The following is an 18,105-nucleotide window of genomic DNA, read 5'->3' on the forward strand; positions in this document are numbered from 1 at the left end:
CCGGTTACCGTCCGATCGCCGCGCCTCTCCGGGGCGGCGCCGGCCTGGCCGTCCCACCACCGGGCGTTCGACATTGCCGACAACGTGCTCGTTTGATTAGCTGACGCCGTGCCCGGCCCCATCCAGTCCATCGAACGCGCCGCCGCCATGCTGCGGCTGCTGGCGCGCGGCTCCGGGCAGTACGGGCTGGCCGAGATCGCGGCCGCCCTCGGCCTGGCCAAGGGCACCGCGCACGGCATCCTGCGCACCCTGCAACGGGTCGAATTCGTCGAACAGGACCAGGAATCGGGCCGCTACCGGCTCGGCGCGGCCCTGCTGCACCTGGGCTCCAGCTATCTGGACGCCAACGAGCTGCGCTCACGGTCGATCAACTGGGCCGACACGCTGGCCGCCCGCAGCGGCCAGGAGGTGCGCATCGGCGTGCACCACGACGGGGCGGTGCTGGTCGTGCACCACGTGTTCCGGCCAGACGACACCATGCAGACCCTGGGCGTGGGCGCGATGCTTCCGTTGCACGCCACCGCGTTCGGCAAGGTGCTGCTGGCCTACGACGCCACCCTGGCCCGGGATCGCGAGCTCACCTCGCTGACCCGGCGCACCATCGTCTCGCCGCCGGCCCTGGAACGGGTGCTGGCCCAGGTGCGGGCCGACGGCTGGGCCAGCGAGGCCGAGGAGTGCATGCCGGGCGAGGCCGGCATCGCCGCCCCGATCCGCGCCCCCGGCGGCCTCGTGGTCGGGGCGATCGGCGTTTCCGGTGCGGTGGAACGGATCTGCGACTCGGCCAGCCGGCCCAAGCCGGCGCTGGTGGGTCAGGTGCGCAGTGCCGCCGATGCCGTCTCCCGAGCGTTGAGCGACTGAGCGGGGATCATGGCGCAACGGTTTGTGATGGCCATCGACCAGGGCACCACATCGACCCGGTGCATCCTGTTCGACCAGAGCGCCCGGCTGGTCGCGGTGGCCCAGCGGGAACACCGGCAGCACCACCCGCGGCCGGGCTGGGTGGAGCAGGACGCGGTGGAGATCTGGCGCAACGTCGACCGGATCGTGCCGCAGGCGTTGCGGGACGCCGGCGTCTCGGCCGAGCAGGTGGTGGCGCTGGGCATCACCAACCAGCGCGAGACGGCCGTGGTGTGGGACCGGCACACCGGGGTTCCGGTGGGGCGGGCCATCGTCTGGGAGGACATCCGCACCGAGGAGCTGGTGACGGAGCTGGCGGCCCGGCCGGAAAGCTCGGGCATACGCGAGCTCTGCGGCCTGCCGCTGGCCACCTACTTCTCCGCGCCGAAGCTGAGATGGCTGCTGGACAACACACCCGGGCTGCGGGATCGGGCCGAGCGCGGGGACGTGCTGTTCGGCACCATGGACACCTGGCTGATCTGGAACCTGACCGGCGGGGCCAGCGGGGGCCTGCACGTCACCGACGTGACCAACGCCAGCCGCACCATGCTGATGAACCTGACCACGCAGGCGTGGGACGCCGAGCTGCTGTCCTTTTTCGACATCCCGGCCCCGATGCTGCCGGAGATCCGGCCCTCCACCGAGATCCGCGGCGTCACCAGCCGGGTCGTGCCCGGCGTGACCATCGCCGCCGCGCTCGGCGACCAGCACGCGGCCCTGTTCGGGCAGACCTGTTTCGCCAAGGGCGAGACCAAATGCACCTACGGCACCGGCAGCTTCCTGCTGATGAACACCGGCGACACCCTCGTGCGCTCCGAGCACGGCCTGCTGACCACCATCGGCTACCAGCTCGGCGGCGAGCCCGTGACCTACGCCCTTGAGGGCTCGATCGCCGTCACCGGCTCGCTCGTGCAGTGGTTCCGGGACAAGCTGGGCCTGATCCAGAGCGCCCCGGAGATCGAGACGCTGGCCCGGACCGTCAGCGACAACGGCGGCTGCTACATCGTGCCGGCGTTCTCGGGGCTGTTCGCCCCGCACTGGCACAGCGAGGCCCGCGGCCTGATCGTCGGCCTGACTTCCTATATCTCCAAGGGACATCTGGCCCGGGCCGTGCTGGAGGCCACCGCCTGGCAGACCCGCGAGGTCGTGGACGCCATGACCGCCGAGCTCGGGCTGCCGTCCAAGGCGCTGAAGGTCGACGGCGGCATGACCTCCGACCACCTGCTGATGCAGATCATCGCCGACGTGCTCGACGTGCCGGTGATGCGCCCCATGGTGGCCGAGACCGTGTCGCTCGGCGCCGCCTACGCCGCCGGCCTGGCCGTCGGCTACTGGCCGGATCTCGAAGGCCTGCGCCGCAACTGGCATCTCGCCGCCCGCTGGAATCCACAGTGGAACGCCGCCGACCGCGAAGCCGAGTACGCCAACTGGAAGCGTGCGGTGGAACTCACGTTCGGTTGGGCGAAGCCGAAACGCCCGCGTCCGTAAGGGGCATTGCCAGGCCTGGTTGTCCCGATAGGGTGGTTCGCGGGGATTCGGGGGCCTCGGATGCCGACGGCGTCACCCCGGATCAGGTGGGGACAGATGCGCACACGTGTTGTTGTGCTGGCGGCCGCCGTGGCGGCGTCGGCGATCGCGGCGGCTGGTCCGGCTCAGGCCCAGGCGCTCGCCAGCAGATACACCGCCGTGACGCCGCAACGGGTTCTGGACACCCGCGACGGGACGGGCGTCTCGATCGAGGGCGATCATCTTGTGCTCGACCTGTCGCGGGTGACCCCGTCCGGCACGACGGCCGTGGTGGTGAACCTGACCGGGGCCGACGCGAACGTGGACAGCTTCGTCACGGTGTGGCCCGACGGCGACCCGAGGCCGACTGTGTCGAACCTGAACGTGTCCCGCGGGCAGACCGCGGCCAACCTGACCACGGTCGCCGTGCCGACCAGCCGCAAGCTGGACGTCTGGGTGCACGGTGACCTCGGCGTGATCGCCGACCTGTCCGGCTACTACGCGCCGACCGGCGGCTCCGGCTATTCGGGCCACTCGCCGTCACGAGTGCTCGACACCCGCACCGGCGGCGGGCCGGCCGGCCCCGACCGCACCACGGTGCTCGACCTGTCGTCGACGCTGCCGGCGAACACCACCGCGGTGGTGTTCAACCTGACCGGCACCAACACCACGGCCGCCACCTACCTCACGGCGTGGCCGGACGGCACATCCCGACCGGACGTGAGTTCCATGAACCTGGCTCCCGGGCAGACCCGGGCCAATATGGTCACCGTGGCCGTGCCGCCGAGCGGCAAGATCGACCTCTACAACCACGCGGGCAGCGTGGACCTGATCGCCGACGTGTCCGGCTACTACCTCAATGGCAGCGGAAAGTGGTTCTACCCCACGTCGCCACAGCGGCTGATCGACACCCGTGACAGCGCGCCGGTCGGCCCGGACAGCACCGTCACCGTGACGACGGGGCACACCGGCGAGGACGTCGTGGTGAACCTCACCGCGACCGACGCCACCGCCGCGACCTATCTCACCGCCTGGCAGCCCAAGACCGACTCGCACGTCGCCGGCTCCTCGCTGAATCTCGGGCCCGGTGAGACGGTGCCGAACATGGCGATCGTCTCGACCTGGAGCGACGCCTTCGGCGTCTACAACCACGCCGGCACGGTGGACGTGATCGTGGATCTCGCCGGCTACTTCGTGTCCAACATCCCTTAGGGAATCTCCAGCCGCCGCCAGGTGCCGAGGAAGACCAGGGCCGCGAGGCTGGATCCGAAGGACGCCAACAGGTTCGCGGTCAGGTAGAGCAGCCAGGTGAAGTCCTCCTGGTTGGCGCCAAGGCCCCCGTGGGCCAGCACCGACCACAGGAACACCGCGCCCAGCGCCAGGGCGGCCAACGCCAAGGCGCCCATGAACAGCACGAACAAGACGCGCAGGGTGCGCCGCCGACCGTCGTGGCGGCGCACCATGCCGCGCCGGGCCAGCCACCACGAGGCCAGGCAGGCCAGGGACAAGGCGATGGCGTCGGCCGCGAGGGTGTCGGACACCCGGTGCCACTTGGCTGTCACGGTCAACGCCCCGATGCCCAGCGCCCAGGTCATGCCGAAGAACATCGCCACCCCGCGCCACCGGTAGGGCACCACGAGCAGCGCGGCGAACAGCACGGTCATCGCGATCGTGGTGTGCCCGCTGGGCAGGCTGTTGGCGGCGTAGTGGCCGGACACCGGGACCAGCGGCGGCCGCGGCAGCACGAAGCGCTTGAGGCCCTGGGTCACGACCTGGCCGGCGACGATCACCCCGACCGCGGCCAGCGACAACGCCCACCGTCGCCGCAGCAGGCCGATCAGCGCGACCACCGCAACGGCCACCGCCAGCGAGTACACGGAGATGTCGTTCAGGTCCTTGTTGGCGCTGGTCACCTCGCTGGCCGTGACCTGGTCGGCCCCTCTCAGCGCCCCGTTCTCCAGCATCTGCCCCACCGGCGTCAACACCGCGAAGACGTAGACGGCGACCGCGACGAAGGCACTGACCACGGCGACGCGAAGCCACCGGCGAGCGGGATAGTCGGACACCTGAGCGAACCTCTCGTGAGCGGCGGCCCGCATGGTATCCACAGTGGACTAGCTCGGCCGCATCGCCTCCGCCAGCGCCCCGATCCGCCGGTCCAGCGCGGTCTTAGCCGGCTTCGGGCCGGCGCTCAGCGTGGCCAACTCGGCCCGGGCGTCGGCCAGCGCGGCCGTTGCGGGGCCGGTGGCCGGGGCGTGGTCGACGATGGCGTGCACCAGCGGCACGCACCGGCGCAGCGTGGTGATCAGGTCGGCCCAGTGCGGAGTGGCGCGCGGGGTGATCCGCCGGTGGGCCAGCACCGGCGGGCTGACCAGGTCGAGATTGCTCACCGCCGCGTCGAACTTCCTTCGGCGGACGGCAAGGTCTTCGTTGCCCGGCAACGCGGCCAGCAGCTCGTCGAGTGCCGTCAGCACGCTCTTGATCCGGCCCCGGACGATGGTCGTGGTGCGAATCGGCAGGATCAGCCAGGACGCCGCCACACCCAGGAGACCGCCGACCACGATGGCCACGAGCCGGATCGCCAGCAGTTCCGGTCCGCTCTGGCCGAGGGAGGCGTAGAGGAAGGCCAGCGCCGCCGTCACACCGCCGGCCCACCAGGCGTAGTTGACCGGCCGCAGCGCCGTGGCCGCGGTCAGCACCACGAAGATCGCCACGACGTCGAACGCCTGGTGCCGCCCGAAAATCAGCAGCAGCCCGGTGGCCAGCAGCGTTCCGCCCAGCGCCCCGGCCACGCGGAGCAGGCTCTTGTAGACCACGTCCCCACGGCCGCGATTGCCGCTGCACACGATGAACGCCGTCAGCACCACCCAGGCCCAGTGATCGCCGAACACCGTCCGGCCGACCACGAAGGCGACCGCGACCGCGACTCCCATCTGCACGGCCATGCGTTGCGAGATCGTGGGATTCGAGGCGGCCGCCGGCTTGGGCGTCGGCCGTGGCCTCGTGGCGTACACGCAGAGCAGGGCCAGGACCGCCGCCGCGGCGGCCCAGAGGGCGTTGGCGCCGGGCAGGATCAGCGCCGCCACCAGCGGGGCGGTCGCCAGGCGGCCGATCGCCGTCCACCGCGGGCCGAACCGGCGCACCCAGATCGTCGCCGCCACCGCCAGGCAGAACAGCGCGTCCCCGGCCGGCTGCCACAGCACGCCGAGCTGGCTCGTCGCCATGGCGAACGCCGGCAGCAGCAGGAGGTGGCTGAGCCGCTCGCCCCTGGACGTCGTGCGCTCGGTCCGCGACAACGTCAGCGTCAGCACCACGGCCAGCGTGATCACCTGGGCCGGCGCTCGCAGCACCACCAGCGCCGCCGCGCCCAGCAGCGCCGCCGCCATGGTCGGGGCCGCCTCGACCAGCACCGCTTTGCTACGCATCACTTACCATTCCAGCCCCGTCAGCAGGGGTTTCTCGGGCAGATAGTACGCAGTAGCGTAGTATCTGCGGGGCCTGGACGACCACCGAACATCGCCGGGGTCACACCGCCCCGGGGCGCCGCGCCGTCGAATGAAGGTGAACCCGTTTCACCATCACCGTCCGTATGGCGCTAGGGTGTGCCGCCGTGGAGATCACCCACTTGCGCTACGACGTTCCCCCGACCGGGCTTACCGGGCGGTGCCGGCCATGAGCGCCCGCCAGACGCGCATCGTGATCATCACCGCCGTGGTACTGGGACTGTTCTGCCTCGGCATGGTGTTCTGGGCGCTGACCCGGTCGCCCGACCCGGTCGCGGAGCCCGTGCCCCATCCGACGACCTCCGCCGCGCCCACGTCGTCGACGACGGCCGAGTCCACGACCACCGCCGCCACGACGACCACCGCGGAGCCGACGACCACGACCAGCCGGCCGCCCACCAAGGCGCCGTCCGCGCCGCCCAAGACCACGACCCGCCCGCCGGCCCCGCCCGCTCCCCCGGCGACCACGGTCAACGCCCTCTGCCAGGCCGGCCAGTGGCAGCGCGACACCCAGTACAACGGCGGCGCGCTGGTCCTGCACAACGGGGCCGAGTGGTACGCCCGCTCCTGGAACTACAACGCCGAGCCCGGCGTCAGCGCGGACGGCGTCTGGATCCGCGCGTTCAACTGCTGAGCGAATCCGGTCAGCAGGCACCGGCCGACCGTCCGTCCACTATGGATGGACGGCCGGCTGCTCGCGCAGGGCGTTGAGCACCAGGTTCACCGCCGCCCGCAGCGGCGATCCCCGCCGCACGACCGCGGTGATCGTCCGACTGACCGGCGTGGCCAGTTCTCTGGTCACGACCCGAAAACGCGGATCAATCGCCAGCTCCGGCAGCAACGTCACCGACAAGCCGGCCTCGACGTGCTGCAGCGTCATGAGGTAGTTGCTGAACCGACAGGCCACCCGCGGCTCGAAACCGGACTCGCGACACAGCCGCAGGGTCAGATTGGCGATGTAGGACTGGGGAATGTCCATCGCCCACGGCTGCCCGGCGAAGTGCGACAGCACGGCCGGGCCGCGCGGCAGCGGCCGGTCGGGCGAGGCCACCAGCAGGATCGGGTCGGTGGCCAGCGGCACGATGTCGAGATCGGCCCCCAGCGGCTGGTCGACGAAATCCGGCGTCGTGATGATCACGTCGGCGTCGCCGCCGCGCAGGGCCGGAATGCTGGCGTGCGGCTCCAGCTCCAGCAGCTCCACCTCCAGCTGCGGATGCTCGGCGGCCAGCCGGACCACCGCCGGCAGGGCCAGGGTGCGGATCGCGCTCTGGAACGCCCCCAGCCGAACCAGGCCGGCCGCCTCCTCCCGCAGCCCGCGCAGCTCGGCCTCCACGGTGTCCATGTGGTCGAGGATCGCCCGCGCCCGCCGGGCCAGCATCTGCCCGGCCGGGGTCAGCCGCACCCGCCGGCCGGTCCGTTCCAGCAGGCGGGTGCGGGTCTCCGTCTCCAGCACCGCCAGCTGCTGGGACACGCTGGACGCGCTCAGGTTGGCGTCCTGGGCCACCGCCCGGATCGTGCCCAGGGTGTCCAGCCGGCTCAGCAGCCGCAGCCGCCACGGGTTCAGCATGCCGCCATTGTGGTTCGGAAAAGCCGTGTGGACCCGTCCAGTCGACGATGCCACGGCGGGCCGCCGACCGGCGGCTCCCGCTAGGTGTTCCTCAGCTTGCTCGGCCAGATCTCGTGCTCCGGATCCCACCAAAGCGCGTAGAAGTGATTGCGTCGCATGAACCCGTACAACCTGCCCCTGCCACCAAAGCGGAGTCGGCTGATCCGGGTCTCGTCGTCGTAGCCCAGCTCAGTGAGGCGGTCAACCATCGCCCTGCTCGGGCACCCTGCGATCTCGTAGTGCTTGCCCGGCTCCTCACCCGAGGCGAACACCTCCATCACGGTCATGCTCTCAAGGCCCTTGAGACGCCCCAGCATCTTCGAGTGCTCACCAGGGTCGATCTTCGACAGACACCAAGGGCCGGCCGTGTCGATCCTGCTCATCCGGATGACGATCTGACTGTCCGACTCCTGCGGCTCGAACACGTGCCGCGGCATCTTGGCGGACTGGATGCCTTTCGACGCCGGTGAGTACGGCTGACGTCCGGCCACGATGGACTCCCTGACGACAGGCCGCTTCGACTTCTTGCTCACTCCGCCTGCTCAGCGGCAGTGAGTCCGTCGTAGTACTCGAACATGTCCGAATGCGAGATCACAGCGCTACCGCGTTCGCCATCGCCTAGTCGCGCGCCGTCTCGCGTACACCGCCATGGCCCTTCACGGTGGGTCAGCTCACTCAGCCAGTGTGCCGAACGGTCGCCGTAATACCCGAGCACGGAGTCGATCGTGTCGAGCTCGTCAGTCGTGAGGGACTTCGGATCACCACCGAGCGCGTCACGCTCGGTGAGATTCAGCCTTCCACGGTGCCGCCGGTACAAGTCGGGCACGACAGGCCCGTTCGCCCACGCCTCGATCTGCTCGTCGAACAGGGGCTTCTCTTCCCAGACGAGATGCCACGCTTGGCAGTAGTAGACGAGCTTCTGCAGCTTCATCGCGGTCATCGGGCCACGTTCGGCCAGGATGTACGCCGCGACGTCGACCGCGCGAGCCATGAGCTGTCCGCCCCCTCGTTGACCGGCTGCTCCAAGCAACCCAGTGTGCCCTCTCAGCGCGCAGCATGTCAGGCCGTTCACTTGGCCAGCGGCCAGACCTGTCGCGTGTCACCGAGGTGTGGAGCTGACACATGCCACGACCCACTTACGAATACATGTTCGATATTACGTCACTGCCGTGTCACAGTGCACTACCTGGTCGGGTGACAAAACATCGCGAAGGCCTCAGTCCGGCGGCCGTCCTTGCGCTCAGGACGCGGCCCGGCCGGATCGTGCCCAGGGTGTCCAGCCGGCTCAGCAGCCGCAGCCGCCACGGGTTCAGCATGCCGCCATTGTGGTCGGCCTCGGCTCAGACCCGGACCGTCTTCAACGCGCGGGTCCACGACTCCAGCTGGTCGAACAGGGTGGTCGCGGCGGCCTCGTGCTGCTCGCCCGGCGTGAAGGCGGTGAAGTTCTCGAAGTCGGTGTAGACGGAGAAGGACAGCTGCTGGCGGACGTGGGCCAGCTGTAGTTCGCTGGCCACGCCCCGCAGGTGCTCGATGGCCCGGGCGCCGCCGAGCGAGCCGTAGGAGACGAAGGCGGCGGCCTTGTTGTTCCACTCGCCGTACAGGTAGTCGATGGCGTTCTTGAGCACGCCGGAGGTGGAGTGGTTGTACTCGGGGGTCACGAAGACGTAGCCGTCGAACTCGGCGATCTTGGCCGCCCACGCCTTGGTGTGCTCGCCCTGGTAGCGGCCCATGGCCGGCGGGATGGCCTCGTCCAGGTGGGGCAGCGGGTAGTCGGCCAGGTCCACCAGCTCGTACTCGGCGCCGGTGCGGGCGCGGGCGCGGTCCATCACCCAGTCCGCGACGGGCTTGCCCTTGCGGCCGGGCCGGGTGCTGCCGAGGATGACGGCGATCTTCAGGTCACTCAACGGTCTGCTCCTTCACATGATCGTTCGCACCAGAGGGTAGGACGGCCGCTCGGGCCGACCCGCGGCCGGGGCCGGTCGGTCGTTGTTCGGCGAAGCCGCACAGGCAAGCCGGAATCGTGAGCTGGACGTGTCGCTCGGCCGGCTCCTACCGTCGAGGCCATGGCCGACTTCTGGACGGACGCCGAGCGTCATCTCATCCGCTACGCCGGCGCGGGCGAGTTCACCCGCGAGATCATCGACCGGGCCGAGGGCAGCTTCGTGGTCACCGAGGACGGCCGCCGCCTGCTGGACTTCACGTCCGGGCAGATGAGCGCCATCCTCGGCCACTCGCATCCGGAGATCGTGGCCACCGTGCGGGAGCAGGTCGGGAAACTGGACCACCTGTTCAGCGGCATGCTCAGCCGCCCGGTGGTCGACCTGGCCCGGCGGCTGGCCGAAACTTTGCCGGCGCCGCTGGAGAAGGTGCTGCTGCTGACCACCGGGGCGGAGTCCAACGAGGCGGCGCTGCGGATGGCCAAGCTGGTCACCGGCGGGCACGAGGTGGTGTCGTTCGCCCGGTCCTGGCACGGCATGACCCAGGCCGCCGCCGGCGCCACCTACAGCGCCGGCCGCAAGGGCTACGGCCCGGCCGCGCCCGGCAACTTCGCGCTGCCGGCGCCGTCCGGCGAGGACTGGCGGCAGCAGCTGGACCTCGGCTTCGAGATGATCGACGCCCAGTCGGTCGGCGCTCTGGCCGCCTGCCTGGTCGAGCCGATCCTCAGCTCCGGCGGGGTGATCGAGCCGCCGGTGGGCTATTTCGCCGCCCTGCTGGAGAAGTGCCGCGAGCGGGGCATGCTGCTGATCCTCGACGAGGCGCAGACCGGCTTGTGCCGCACCGGTTCCTGGTACGCGTTCGAGCGGGACGGCATCGTGCCGGACATCCTGACCCTGTCCAAGACCCTGGGCGCCGGCCTGCCGCTGGCCGCGGTGGTCACCAGCGCCGAGATCGAGCAGGCGGCCCACGACCGCGGCTACCTGTTCTTCACCACCCACGTCTGCGATCCGCTGCCGGCCGCCGTCGGCAACACTGTGCTGGACGTGCTGGTCCGGGACGGCCTCGACGAGCGGGCCCGGCACCTGGGTGGCTTGCTGCGCAAGGGATTGGACGAGATCGCCGGCCACCACGACGTGGTGGCCGACGTGCGGGGCCGGGGGCTGCTGGCCGGTCTGGAACTCGCCTCCGACGACCTCGGCCGACGGGTCACCGCCCGCTGCCTGGAGCTGGGTCTGCACATGAACATCGTGCAGCTGCCGGGCATGGTCGGGGTGTTCCGCATCGCCCCGCCGCTGACCGCGTCCGAGGACGAGATCGACCTCGGACTGTCCATTCTGGACTCGGCCATCGGCGACGTGGCCTAGGCGTCAGCCCGGTTGCGGCGCGCCCCATCCCCCGGCGACGGACAATCGGCGGTAGCTCGCACGGGGGACGACGATCAGGGGTTGATGACCGTGCCGAACGCCGCCACCACGTCCGGCGGGGACGAGCTGACGTACATGTCGCTCGGCGGCGACGAGTCGTCGAACGAACTGGTCCAGTGGATCGTGTCCGGGCAGCTGGCCCCGCCGATCTCGACGATCCGGTCGGTGATCAGCTTTCCGGTCCGCAGCTCGTACACCTTGACCGGGATGGCGATCTTGTGGAACGTCACGTCGGTCGGGATGGTTCTGAAGGCGCCGGTCAAGGCCGTGTACGGGCAGGTCTGCACCGGGCCGCCGTAGTCCTTGGTGCCGGCGCAGATCACCGCCACCGCATTGGCCGGGTCGGTCACCTGCCAGCCACCGGGCAGCTGCTTGGCGTACTCGTCGGTGCCGTAGATCAGCGACGGGTTGACGCCGTGCCCGTACGGCGGGGCGGCGCTGTACTGGGCGGGCTGGCTGCAGTAGGTCGGCTGGCCGTTGGTCGTGTCGGCGAGCAGCCGGCGGACGTTGGCCAGCTCGATCGCCTGCGTGGCCTTGACCACGCCGTCCTGGGCCTTGGCCAGCAGGGCGTTGTTCGGGTACTGGTCGATCAGCTGCTGGTAGCGCTTGCGGGCGGTCTCCCAGTCGTTGCCGGTCATCAGGTTGTCGCCGCAGCCGACCAGGGCGTCCGGGGCCACCTTCGGCACCACGGCGGCCGACCGGTCCAGGGCGTTGTGGGTCGGCTTGCGTTGGCGCAGCCAGTCGGTGACCGCGGCCGCGTGGCACGGGTCCTTGCCGGGCAGGCCGGCCAGGAAGCCGTCCAACGCCACGTCGACCATCTTCTCGTGGCCGGGCAGGTCGGCCAGCACCGAGGCCAGGCCGTCGAAGCCGGCCTTGAGCGCGTTCGCGTCGCCGGTCAGGCCGGTGTTGAGCTTGGCTCGGGCCGTGGCCAGCCGCTGGCAGGCCTGCACGGCCAGGTCCCCGTCGGCGGTCAGCGGGGCGTCGGCCACGCGGTTGCCCAGCCACACGCCTTCCATCGCGGTCAGCGCCTGCCCGCAGTTGCCGGTCTGCCGCGCCTGCGCGAGGGTCTGGCCGAGGTTGGCGTCGTCGAACCGAAGCAGCCCGAAGGCCAGCAGCACCAACGCCGTCACCACCAGCGCGATCGTGCGCTGGGGCCACCGCACCACCCCGCGGGCCCGGCCGCCGCCCAGGAACCAGGCGTGCGCGATGAGCGCCAGCCACCACAGCAGGATGAGGATCTCGAACCCCACCGACGGCACCGCCGCCACCAGCAGCGCGATCAGGCCGACCGTGATCACCAGGGTCACGATGCCCAGCCGGACCCGCCCCAGCATGAAGTAGCCGACGCTGAGCAGGGAGGCGTTGCCGATCGCCGCCGCCACCGGGTCGTGGGACCGCGGCGCGGGCGCCGGCTCCGGCTCGGGTGGCGGGTAGGTCGGGTACTGCTGCTGGTAAGGCGGGTAGTCCATCGCGGTCCCCCTACTAGTCGCCGTAGTGGACGGTAGCCGTGACCGGGGCGACGCCGGGCCTGTTCGACGCGGCGTCGCCCGACCGGACCAAGTCTTTCCGCACCATGGACCAGAGGTTAGGGCCGTCCGGCCGGGACCGGTCCCACCGTGGCAGCTACCGGTCACCCGGCCCGAGCTGCCGGCGCATGTCGTCGACCCGGGCCGTGCGACCCATCTGCTGGTACAGCGCCAACGCCTCCCTCCAGGCCGCACGGGCGTCGTCCGGTTGGTCGAGCGCGAGGTAGGTGTGCCCGAGCTGATCGAGAGTGCTCGCGAGCCTTTCGGTTTGGCCGAGAGAGTCCAGTAGTGGCAAGGCCTGGCGGTACTGCCGAACGGCCTCGTGGAGCTGGCCAGTGTGGTGGGCGATGTAGCCCAGGTTGAACCGGCAGCAGGACACGGTGTCGGGAGTGCCCTCGTCGTCCAGTCGAAGCGCCTCCTGGCAGTGATAACGGGCGGTCTCGTACTCGCCGAGGCGGGCCAGGCATTCGCCGACATGCGCGTGCGCGGCGGCCATCCACACCCGCAGCCCCAGGGCCACGAAGACATCGAGGGCCTGCTTGATGTGGTCGAGAGCCATTCGGTCGTCACCGTGCTCCGCCCACACCCACGAGAGCTGGTAGTGGACGAAACCCTGCTCGGCGAAGACATTCCGCCCTTCCGCCAGGGCCAGACCCTGGCGAGAGACGTCAAGCGCCTCGGTGTGCCGCCCCACGGCAGCGTAGGCGACACCCAGTCGGCGGAGGATGCGGACACGGGTCCCCGGGTCGGCGATGTCGGCGGCCGCGCGTTCCGCGGCCTCCCACATCGTGAGGTCCTCGCGCCGAAACCCCCGCCGGAAATGGAAGACCGCCACGTTCCAGGCCAGTTGCCAGATGGCGTCGCGCCAGCCCCGGACAATGGCGAGGTCCTGGGCGGCCAGCAGGTTGGCGTGCTCGGTGTCGAACCAGGCCAGCGCGGCCGAGTAGTCCGCCAGCGGCTGTGGACGGCACCCGGGGACGGGCGGGACCGGCGGATCCTGGGGTCGGTGCGGGGCCAGCAGACGGTCGGCGGACCGCGCGGTCTGGACGTAGAAGTCAAGCACCCGGCGCAGCGCCGCGTCCCGCTGCTCCTCGGCGATGTGGTGGTGGGCGGCGGCGACCGCGCAGTTGCGGATGATGTCGTGCATGGTGTGGCGGCCGCCGGGCCGCCGGATCAGCAACGAGGCCTCCTCCAGCTCCCGCAACACCTTCCGGACCTTCGGCAGCGACAGCCCGGTGAGGCTGGCGGCGGCGGGCAGGCTGATGTCGCAGCCGGGCGCGATGCCCAGCAACCCGAACACCTCGTGCTGCTCGGCGGTCAGGGACCGGACCGACCAGGACACCACCGCCGGCAGGCTGGCCGCGTCGTCGCCGTCGTCGAAACCGTCCAAACCGGACTCACGCAGCTCGGCGGCGAACTCCGTCAACGGGATGTCCGGGCGGGCATGGGCCCGACCGGCCACGACCGCCAAGGCCAGCGGATACCGTCCGCACAATTCGACCAACTCCGCCACGGCCTCGGGCTCGGCGGCCAGGCGCTTGTCACCCAGCCGCCGCGTGAGCGCGTCGTAGAACTCGCTCTCGCCGAAGACGCTGAGCGACAGGTGGTTGACGGTGTACCGCTGGAGCAACGCGGTCAGGATCCGCCGGCTGGTCACCAGCACCGTGCAGGTGTCCGTGCCGGGCAGCAGCGGCACCACCTGCTCGGCCGTCGCCGCGTTGTCCAGCACGATCAGCATCCGCTTGCCGGCGACCTGGCTGCGGTACAGGGCCGTGTGCTCCTCGAGATCGCCGCCGAGCCGTCCGGCGTCCACGCCGAGCGCGCCGAGAAATCCGCGCACCACGGTCAGCGGCGCCACCGGCTCGCTGTCCGGGCTGAACCCGCGGAGGTCGACGAACAGCTGCCCGTCGGGAAACCGGTCCAGGTGCTGGTGCGCCCAGCGCAACGCCAGCCACGTCTTGCCGATCCCGCCCGGGCCGGCGATCGCCGTGATCGTGGCGGTCGAGTCCTCGATCGCCGCCAATTCCTCGTCCCGCCCCGTGAACACCGCCGGCGCGGCCGGCAGCTGACGCGGCACCGCCGGCTCGTCGGCCGCGGGCGGGAGCACGTCCAGGCCGGCCACCAGTTCGTCGTATTCATCCGAATCGAGCGACAACGCCGCCGCCAACTGCCGCAATGACCCGAGCTGCGGATTTCTCTGCCGCCCGCTCTCCAATCCCCGAATCGTCCGAACCGACAGCCCCGACCGTTCAGCTAATTTCTCCTGCGTCAGGCCCGCCCGCAGCCGATACCGCCGTACGAGCGAATTGTCCCGATCCTCAGACACGACTCCCCCTCGCCCCGACCGGCACCATCTTGCCGGCGGCATTGCCTGGCCCCAATCCCGGCAGACATCCACGATAGGAGCGCATTCGAGGGAATTAGTCGAGCAGGCGACGCCCTGCCCTATCGGGCAACAGCGATAACTCGTTTGACAAAAAGGAGCAGGCACCCATGGAAAAACGGGCAATCAACGGCCTCCGGGCCGCTGCCGCGTCGTTCGGCATCGCCGCCGTCGCGGCCGCCGTCATGGCTGCGCCGGCGAGCGCCGCGGCGGACACCCCCTCGCCGGCCGCCGTCGGCCACAGCGCGGCCAGCCCCGCCGATTTCCAGACGGAGTACAACTTCGGCCCCAACACCTCGCTCGAGGTGAACAAGGTCTACGCCACCCCGCGAGGGATTCTCGTGTTCCAGTCGGACGGCAACCTCGTCGTGTCCGACGAGTACGGCTCCCCCCTGTGGGCCAGCCACACCGATTTCCAGGGCAAGTCCGCCGTCTTCCAGAGCGACGGCAACTTCGTCATCTACGACGGCTTCGGCCGCGGCGTCTGGGCCTCCGGCACCCTCGGCTCCGGCGCGGACCTGAAGTTCCAGGTCGACGGCAACCTCGTCATCTACGACCTCGCCGGCCGCCCCATCTGGGCCAGCGGCACCGGACACAGCTACTGATCCCGTGAGCGGGGGGGGGGGGGGGGGGGCCCCCCCCCCCCCCCCCCCCCCCCCCCCCCACCCCCCCCCCCCCAACCCCCCCCCCCCCCCCCCCCCCCCCCCCCACCCCCCCCCCCCCCCCCCCACCCCACCCTGGGGCCCCGGCCCCCCGGAAACCTGATATGCCCCGGGGGGGGGGGGGGGGGGGGGCCCCCCCCCCCCCCCGCCCCACGTCCCATGATCGAAGGAGCAGCCACATGAAGCAGAACCCTGTTGTCCTCCCGTCGTTCGGCCGAGTGGCCTGACGGCAGTCTCAGTAAGGGAACACGGTGTGGTGGCCGGCGAGGGTGAGCCAGCGGGTCTCGGTGAAGGCGTCGACGCCCCAGCGGCCGCCGAACTTGCCGTAGCCGCTGGACTTCACGCCGCCGAAGGGCGCCTGGGGCTCGTCGTCTACGGTCTGGTCGTTGACGTGGACGATGCCGGTCTGCAGGCGGCGGGCGATGGCGAGGCCGCGGGCGGCGTTCTGGGTGATGATGCCGGCGGTGAGGCCGTACTCGGTGTCGTTGGCGATGGCGATGGCCTGCTCGTCGTCGTCGACGGTGAGCACGACGACGGCGGGTCCGAAGATCTCCTCGGTGAAGATCCGCATGGCGGGGGTGACGTCGGCGAGCACGGTGGGCGCGAGGCGGGCGCCGGCGGGCTGGTGGCCGCCAGTGCGGACGGTGGCCCCGGCGGCGACGGCCTCGTGCACGAGGGTCGACACCCGGGCGGCGGCCTTGGCGTTGACCAGGGGCCCGACGATCGTGGCCGGGTCGATCGGGTCGCCATGGGGCAGCGCGGCGACCTTGGCCGCGAGCTTGGCGGTGAACTCCTCGGCGATCGACCGGTGGACCAGGATCCGGTCGGTGGACAGGCAGATCTGGCCGGCGTTGTTGAAGGAGCCGAAGGTGGCGGCGTTCACCGCGTAGTCGAGGTCGGCGTCGTCCAGCACCAGCAGGGCGTTCTTGCCGCCGAGTTCCAGGACCGCGGGCTTGATGTGCTCGGCGGCGATGCCGCCGATGATCCGGCCGACGTTGGTGGAGCCGGTGAAGTTGACGGTGCGGACCCGCTTGTCGGCGATGAGCGTGCGGGCCACCTCGGCGGCGTCGGCCGCAGCGTTGGTCACGACGTTGAGGACGCCGGCGGGCAGCCCGGCCTCGGCCATGATGTCGGCCAGGAACAGCCCGCAGGCGATCGGCGCTTCCTCGCTGGGCTTGAGCACCACGGTGTTGCCGACGGCGATCGGCACCGCGAACGCCCGCACGCCCAGGATGAGCGGCGCGTTCCACGGGGAGAACGCCGCCACCACGCCCAGCGGCTCCCGCAGCGCCAGGGACAGCTGGCCCTCGGTGTCGGTGGCCAGGACTTCGCCCTGCGGCTGGGTCACCGCCGCCGCGGCGTCGCGCAGGATGTTGGCGGCCAGGGTGACGTTGAAGCGGGCGAACACCGCGACCTCGCCGACCTCCTCGGCCATCAGCCGGGCCGCTTCGTCGGCTTTGGACTCCAGGATGTCGGCCGCATCGAGCAGGATTCGCCGCCGCTGGGCCGGCCGGGTCGCGGCCCAGGCCGGGAACGCCTCATGCGCGGCGTCCACCGCTCGGGTGATGTCCTCGGGCCCGCCGGCCGCGACCACCGCGTACACCTCACCCGTGTAGGGGTTGCGGTCCTCGGTCGTGTGCCGGCTCAGCGCCGGGACGTCCTTGCCGCCGATGAACAGTTCTCGTGTGATCGTCATGCTTCGAGGCTGCGCCGGCCACGCCGCCCTACCCAGCCACCTGTTGTTCCTACTACTGGCAGGGACATGCTGAGCGACGGTTCCCGCGTGATACTGGGGCCATGGATCCGAGCGCCGAACTCAGCGAGTTCCTTCGCACCCGCCGGGCCCGCCTCACGCCGTCCGACGTCGGGCTCCCCCAGTACGGGCATCGGCGCCGCGTGCCGGGCCTGCGCCGTGAGGAACTGGCCCAGCTCGCCGGCGTCTCCGTCGCGTACTACACCCGCCTCGAGCAGGGCAACGGCCGCAACGTCTCGGCCGAGGTGCTCGACGCCATCGCCGCCGCCCTCCAGCTGTCCGAGACCGAGCACGCCCACCTCGTGCACCTGGCCAAGCCGACCCGGTCGAAGCGGCGCAGCGCCTCGTCCCGCCAACAGGTCCGGGCCGGCCTGCTGGAACTTCTGTCCGCAATGGACGGTGTCCCGGCCTACATATGGGGCCGTCGCACCGATGTGCTGGCGTGGAACCGGAGCGCCTCGGCGTTGTTCGGGGACTGGGGCCAGCGGGCGGCCGAGGACCGCAACTGGGCCCGGGTGACCTTCCTGGACCCGCTGTCCCGCGAGCTTTTCGTGGACTGGGACGCCAAGGCCGCCGATGTGGTGGGCCAGTTGCGGTTGGATGCCGGCCTACATCCGCGTGATCCTCAGGTTGCCGCGCTGGTGGGCGAACTCTCGGTACGCAGCGACGAGTTCCGCGAACTGTGGGCGGCACATGACGTTCGCCGGAAGTCGCACGGGAACATGCGGCTGCTGAACCCGGTGGTCGGGGAGATTTCCGTGCGGTACGAGACGTTCGCGCTGCCGGGAGATCAGGAGCTGTCGCTGTCCACGTACCACGCGGAACCGGGATCGGCTTCGGAGCAGGGGTTGCGGCTGTTGGCCAGTTGGGGGACGGAGCCGGTCGCCGCGCGGCGATCCGACTGAGC

Annotated in this window: 16 protein-coding genes; 7 read left to right on the forward strand and 9 right to left on the reverse strand. The window is 70.8% G+C overall.

Features of this window, described 5'->3' with window-relative positions:
- The first annotated feature begins 108 nt into the window (after nucleotides 1–108).
- The 3 genes from ACIG5F_RS06040 to ACIG5F_RS06050 all read left to right on the forward strand — a co-directional run bounded on the left by ACIG5F_RS06040 (nucleotide 109) and on the right by ACIG5F_RS06050 (nucleotide 3,615).
- Nucleotides 109–858, forward strand: a complete 750-nt coding sequence (locus ACIG5F_RS06040; RefSeq protein ID WP_396516285.1) for an IclR family transcriptional regulator — start codon at nucleotides 109–111, stop codon at nucleotides 856–858.
- Between the two features lie 9 nt (nucleotides 859–867).
- The gene (glpK, locus tag ACIG5F_RS06045) at nucleotides 868–2,385 is read left to right on the forward strand and encodes a glycerol kinase GlpK (RefSeq protein ID WP_396516286.1); all 1,518 of its coding nucleotides are present in this window, start codon (nucleotides 868–870) and stop codon (nucleotides 2,383–2,385) included.
- A gap of 96 nt (nucleotides 2,386–2,481) precedes the next feature.
- Entirely contained in the window at nucleotides 2,482–3,615 is a 1,134-nt protein-coding gene (locus ACIG5F_RS06050; RefSeq protein WP_396516287.1) for a hypothetical protein, read from the forward strand.
- Here ACIG5F_RS06050 and ACIG5F_RS06055 read toward each other — a convergent pair.
- On the reverse strand, nucleotides 3,612–4,502 hold the full coding sequence (locus ACIG5F_RS06055; protein ID WP_396516288.1) for a phosphatase PAP2 family protein: 891 nt from the start codon (nucleotides 4,500–4,502) through the stop codon (nucleotides 3,612–3,614). The two genes, ACIG5F_RS06050 and ACIG5F_RS06055, sit on opposite strands and share 4 nt — an antisense overlap.
- Nucleotides 4,503–4,517: 15 nt before the next feature.
- Nucleotides 4,518–5,828, reverse strand: a complete 1,311-nt coding sequence (locus tag ACIG5F_RS06060) for an FUSC family protein (protein WP_396516289.1) — start codon at nucleotides 5,826–5,828, stop codon at nucleotides 4,518–4,520.
- Between the two features lie 247 nt (nucleotides 5,829–6,075).
- Between ACIG5F_RS06060 and ACIG5F_RS06065 the strand changes: the two genes are divergently transcribed.
- Nucleotides 6,076–6,540 (forward strand): hypothetical protein, encoded by a 465-nt coding sequence (locus ACIG5F_RS06065; RefSeq protein WP_396516290.1) that lies wholly within the window; start codon nucleotides 6,076–6,078, stop codon nucleotides 6,538–6,540.
- 39 nt (nucleotides 6,541–6,579) lie between these two features.
- Here ACIG5F_RS06065 and ACIG5F_RS06070 read toward each other — a convergent pair whose 3' ends face one another.
- From ACIG5F_RS06070 to ACIG5F_RS06085, 4 genes are all read right to left on the reverse strand, one after another.
- A complete protein-coding gene (locus ACIG5F_RS06070; RefSeq protein WP_396516291.1) occupies nucleotides 6,580–7,473 on the reverse strand; it encodes a LysR family transcriptional regulator in 894 nt (297 codons plus the stop codon).
- Between the two features lie 80 nt (nucleotides 7,474–7,553).
- The gene (locus tag ACIG5F_RS06075) at nucleotides 7,554–8,045 is read right to left on the reverse strand and encodes a hypothetical protein (RefSeq protein ID WP_396516292.1); all 492 of its coding nucleotides are present in this window, start codon (nucleotides 8,043–8,045) and stop codon (nucleotides 7,554–7,556) included.
- Complete coding sequence (locus tag ACIG5F_RS06080) at nucleotides 8,042–8,503, reverse strand: Panacea domain-containing protein (RefSeq protein ID WP_396516293.1); 462 nt, start codon at nucleotides 8,501–8,503, stop codon at nucleotides 8,042–8,044. Before ACIG5F_RS06080 ends, ACIG5F_RS06075 begins: the two co-directional genes overlap by 4 nt.
- A 349-nt stretch (nucleotides 8,504–8,852) precedes the next feature.
- On the reverse strand, nucleotides 8,853–9,416 hold the full coding sequence (locus ACIG5F_RS06085; RefSeq protein WP_396516294.1) for an NADPH-dependent FMN reductase: 564 nt from the start codon (nucleotides 9,414–9,416) through the stop codon (nucleotides 8,853–8,855).
- Between the two features lie 159 nt (nucleotides 9,417–9,575).
- Between ACIG5F_RS06085 and ACIG5F_RS06090 the strand changes: the two genes are divergently transcribed.
- Nucleotides 9,576–10,814, forward strand: coding sequence for an aspartate aminotransferase family protein (locus tag ACIG5F_RS06090; RefSeq protein WP_396516295.1), 1,239 nt, complete (start codon nucleotides 9,576–9,578; stop codon nucleotides 10,812–10,814).
- A gap of 74 nt (nucleotides 10,815–10,888) precedes the next feature.
- Here ACIG5F_RS06090 and ACIG5F_RS06095 read toward each other — a convergent pair whose 3' ends face one another.
- Nucleotides 10,889–12,343: a hypothetical protein gene (locus ACIG5F_RS06095; RefSeq protein ID WP_396516296.1), complete on the reverse strand. Its 1,455-nt coding sequence runs from the start codon at nucleotides 12,341–12,343 to the stop codon at nucleotides 10,889–10,891.
- Nucleotides 12,344–12,497: 154 nt separating this feature from the next.
- On the reverse strand, nucleotides 12,498–14,726 hold the full coding sequence (locus ACIG5F_RS06100; RefSeq protein WP_396516297.1) for an ATP-binding protein: 2,229 nt from the start codon (nucleotides 14,724–14,726) through the stop codon (nucleotides 12,498–12,500).
- 167 nt (nucleotides 14,727–14,893) lie between these two features.
- Here ACIG5F_RS06100 and ACIG5F_RS06105 point away from each other — a divergent pair, with 167 nt between their 5' ends.
- Nucleotides 14,894–15,388, forward strand: a complete 495-nt coding sequence (locus ACIG5F_RS06105) for a hypothetical protein (RefSeq protein WP_396516298.1) — start codon at nucleotides 14,894–14,896, stop codon at nucleotides 15,386–15,388.
- 292 nt (nucleotides 15,389–15,680) lie between these two features.
- Here ACIG5F_RS06105 and ACIG5F_RS06110 read toward each other — a convergent pair whose 3' ends face one another.
- Entirely contained in the window at nucleotides 15,681–17,141 is a 1,461-nt protein-coding gene (locus ACIG5F_RS06110) for an aldehyde dehydrogenase family protein (RefSeq protein WP_396516299.1), read from the reverse strand.
- A 101-nt stretch (nucleotides 17,142–17,242) separates the two neighbouring features.
- Between ACIG5F_RS06110 and ACIG5F_RS06115 the strand changes: the two genes are divergently transcribed.
- The gene (locus ACIG5F_RS06115; RefSeq protein WP_396516300.1) at nucleotides 17,243–18,103 is read left to right on the forward strand and encodes a helix-turn-helix domain-containing protein; all 861 of its coding nucleotides are present in this window, start codon (nucleotides 17,243–17,245) and stop codon (nucleotides 18,101–18,103) included.
- Nucleotides 18,104–18,105 lie beyond the last annotated feature (2 nt).

It is taken from the genome of Kutzneria sp. NPDC052558 (assembly GCF_044547355.1).
Classification (GTDB): domain Bacteria; phylum Actinomycetota; class Actinomycetes; order Mycobacteriales; family Pseudonocardiaceae; genus Kutzneria.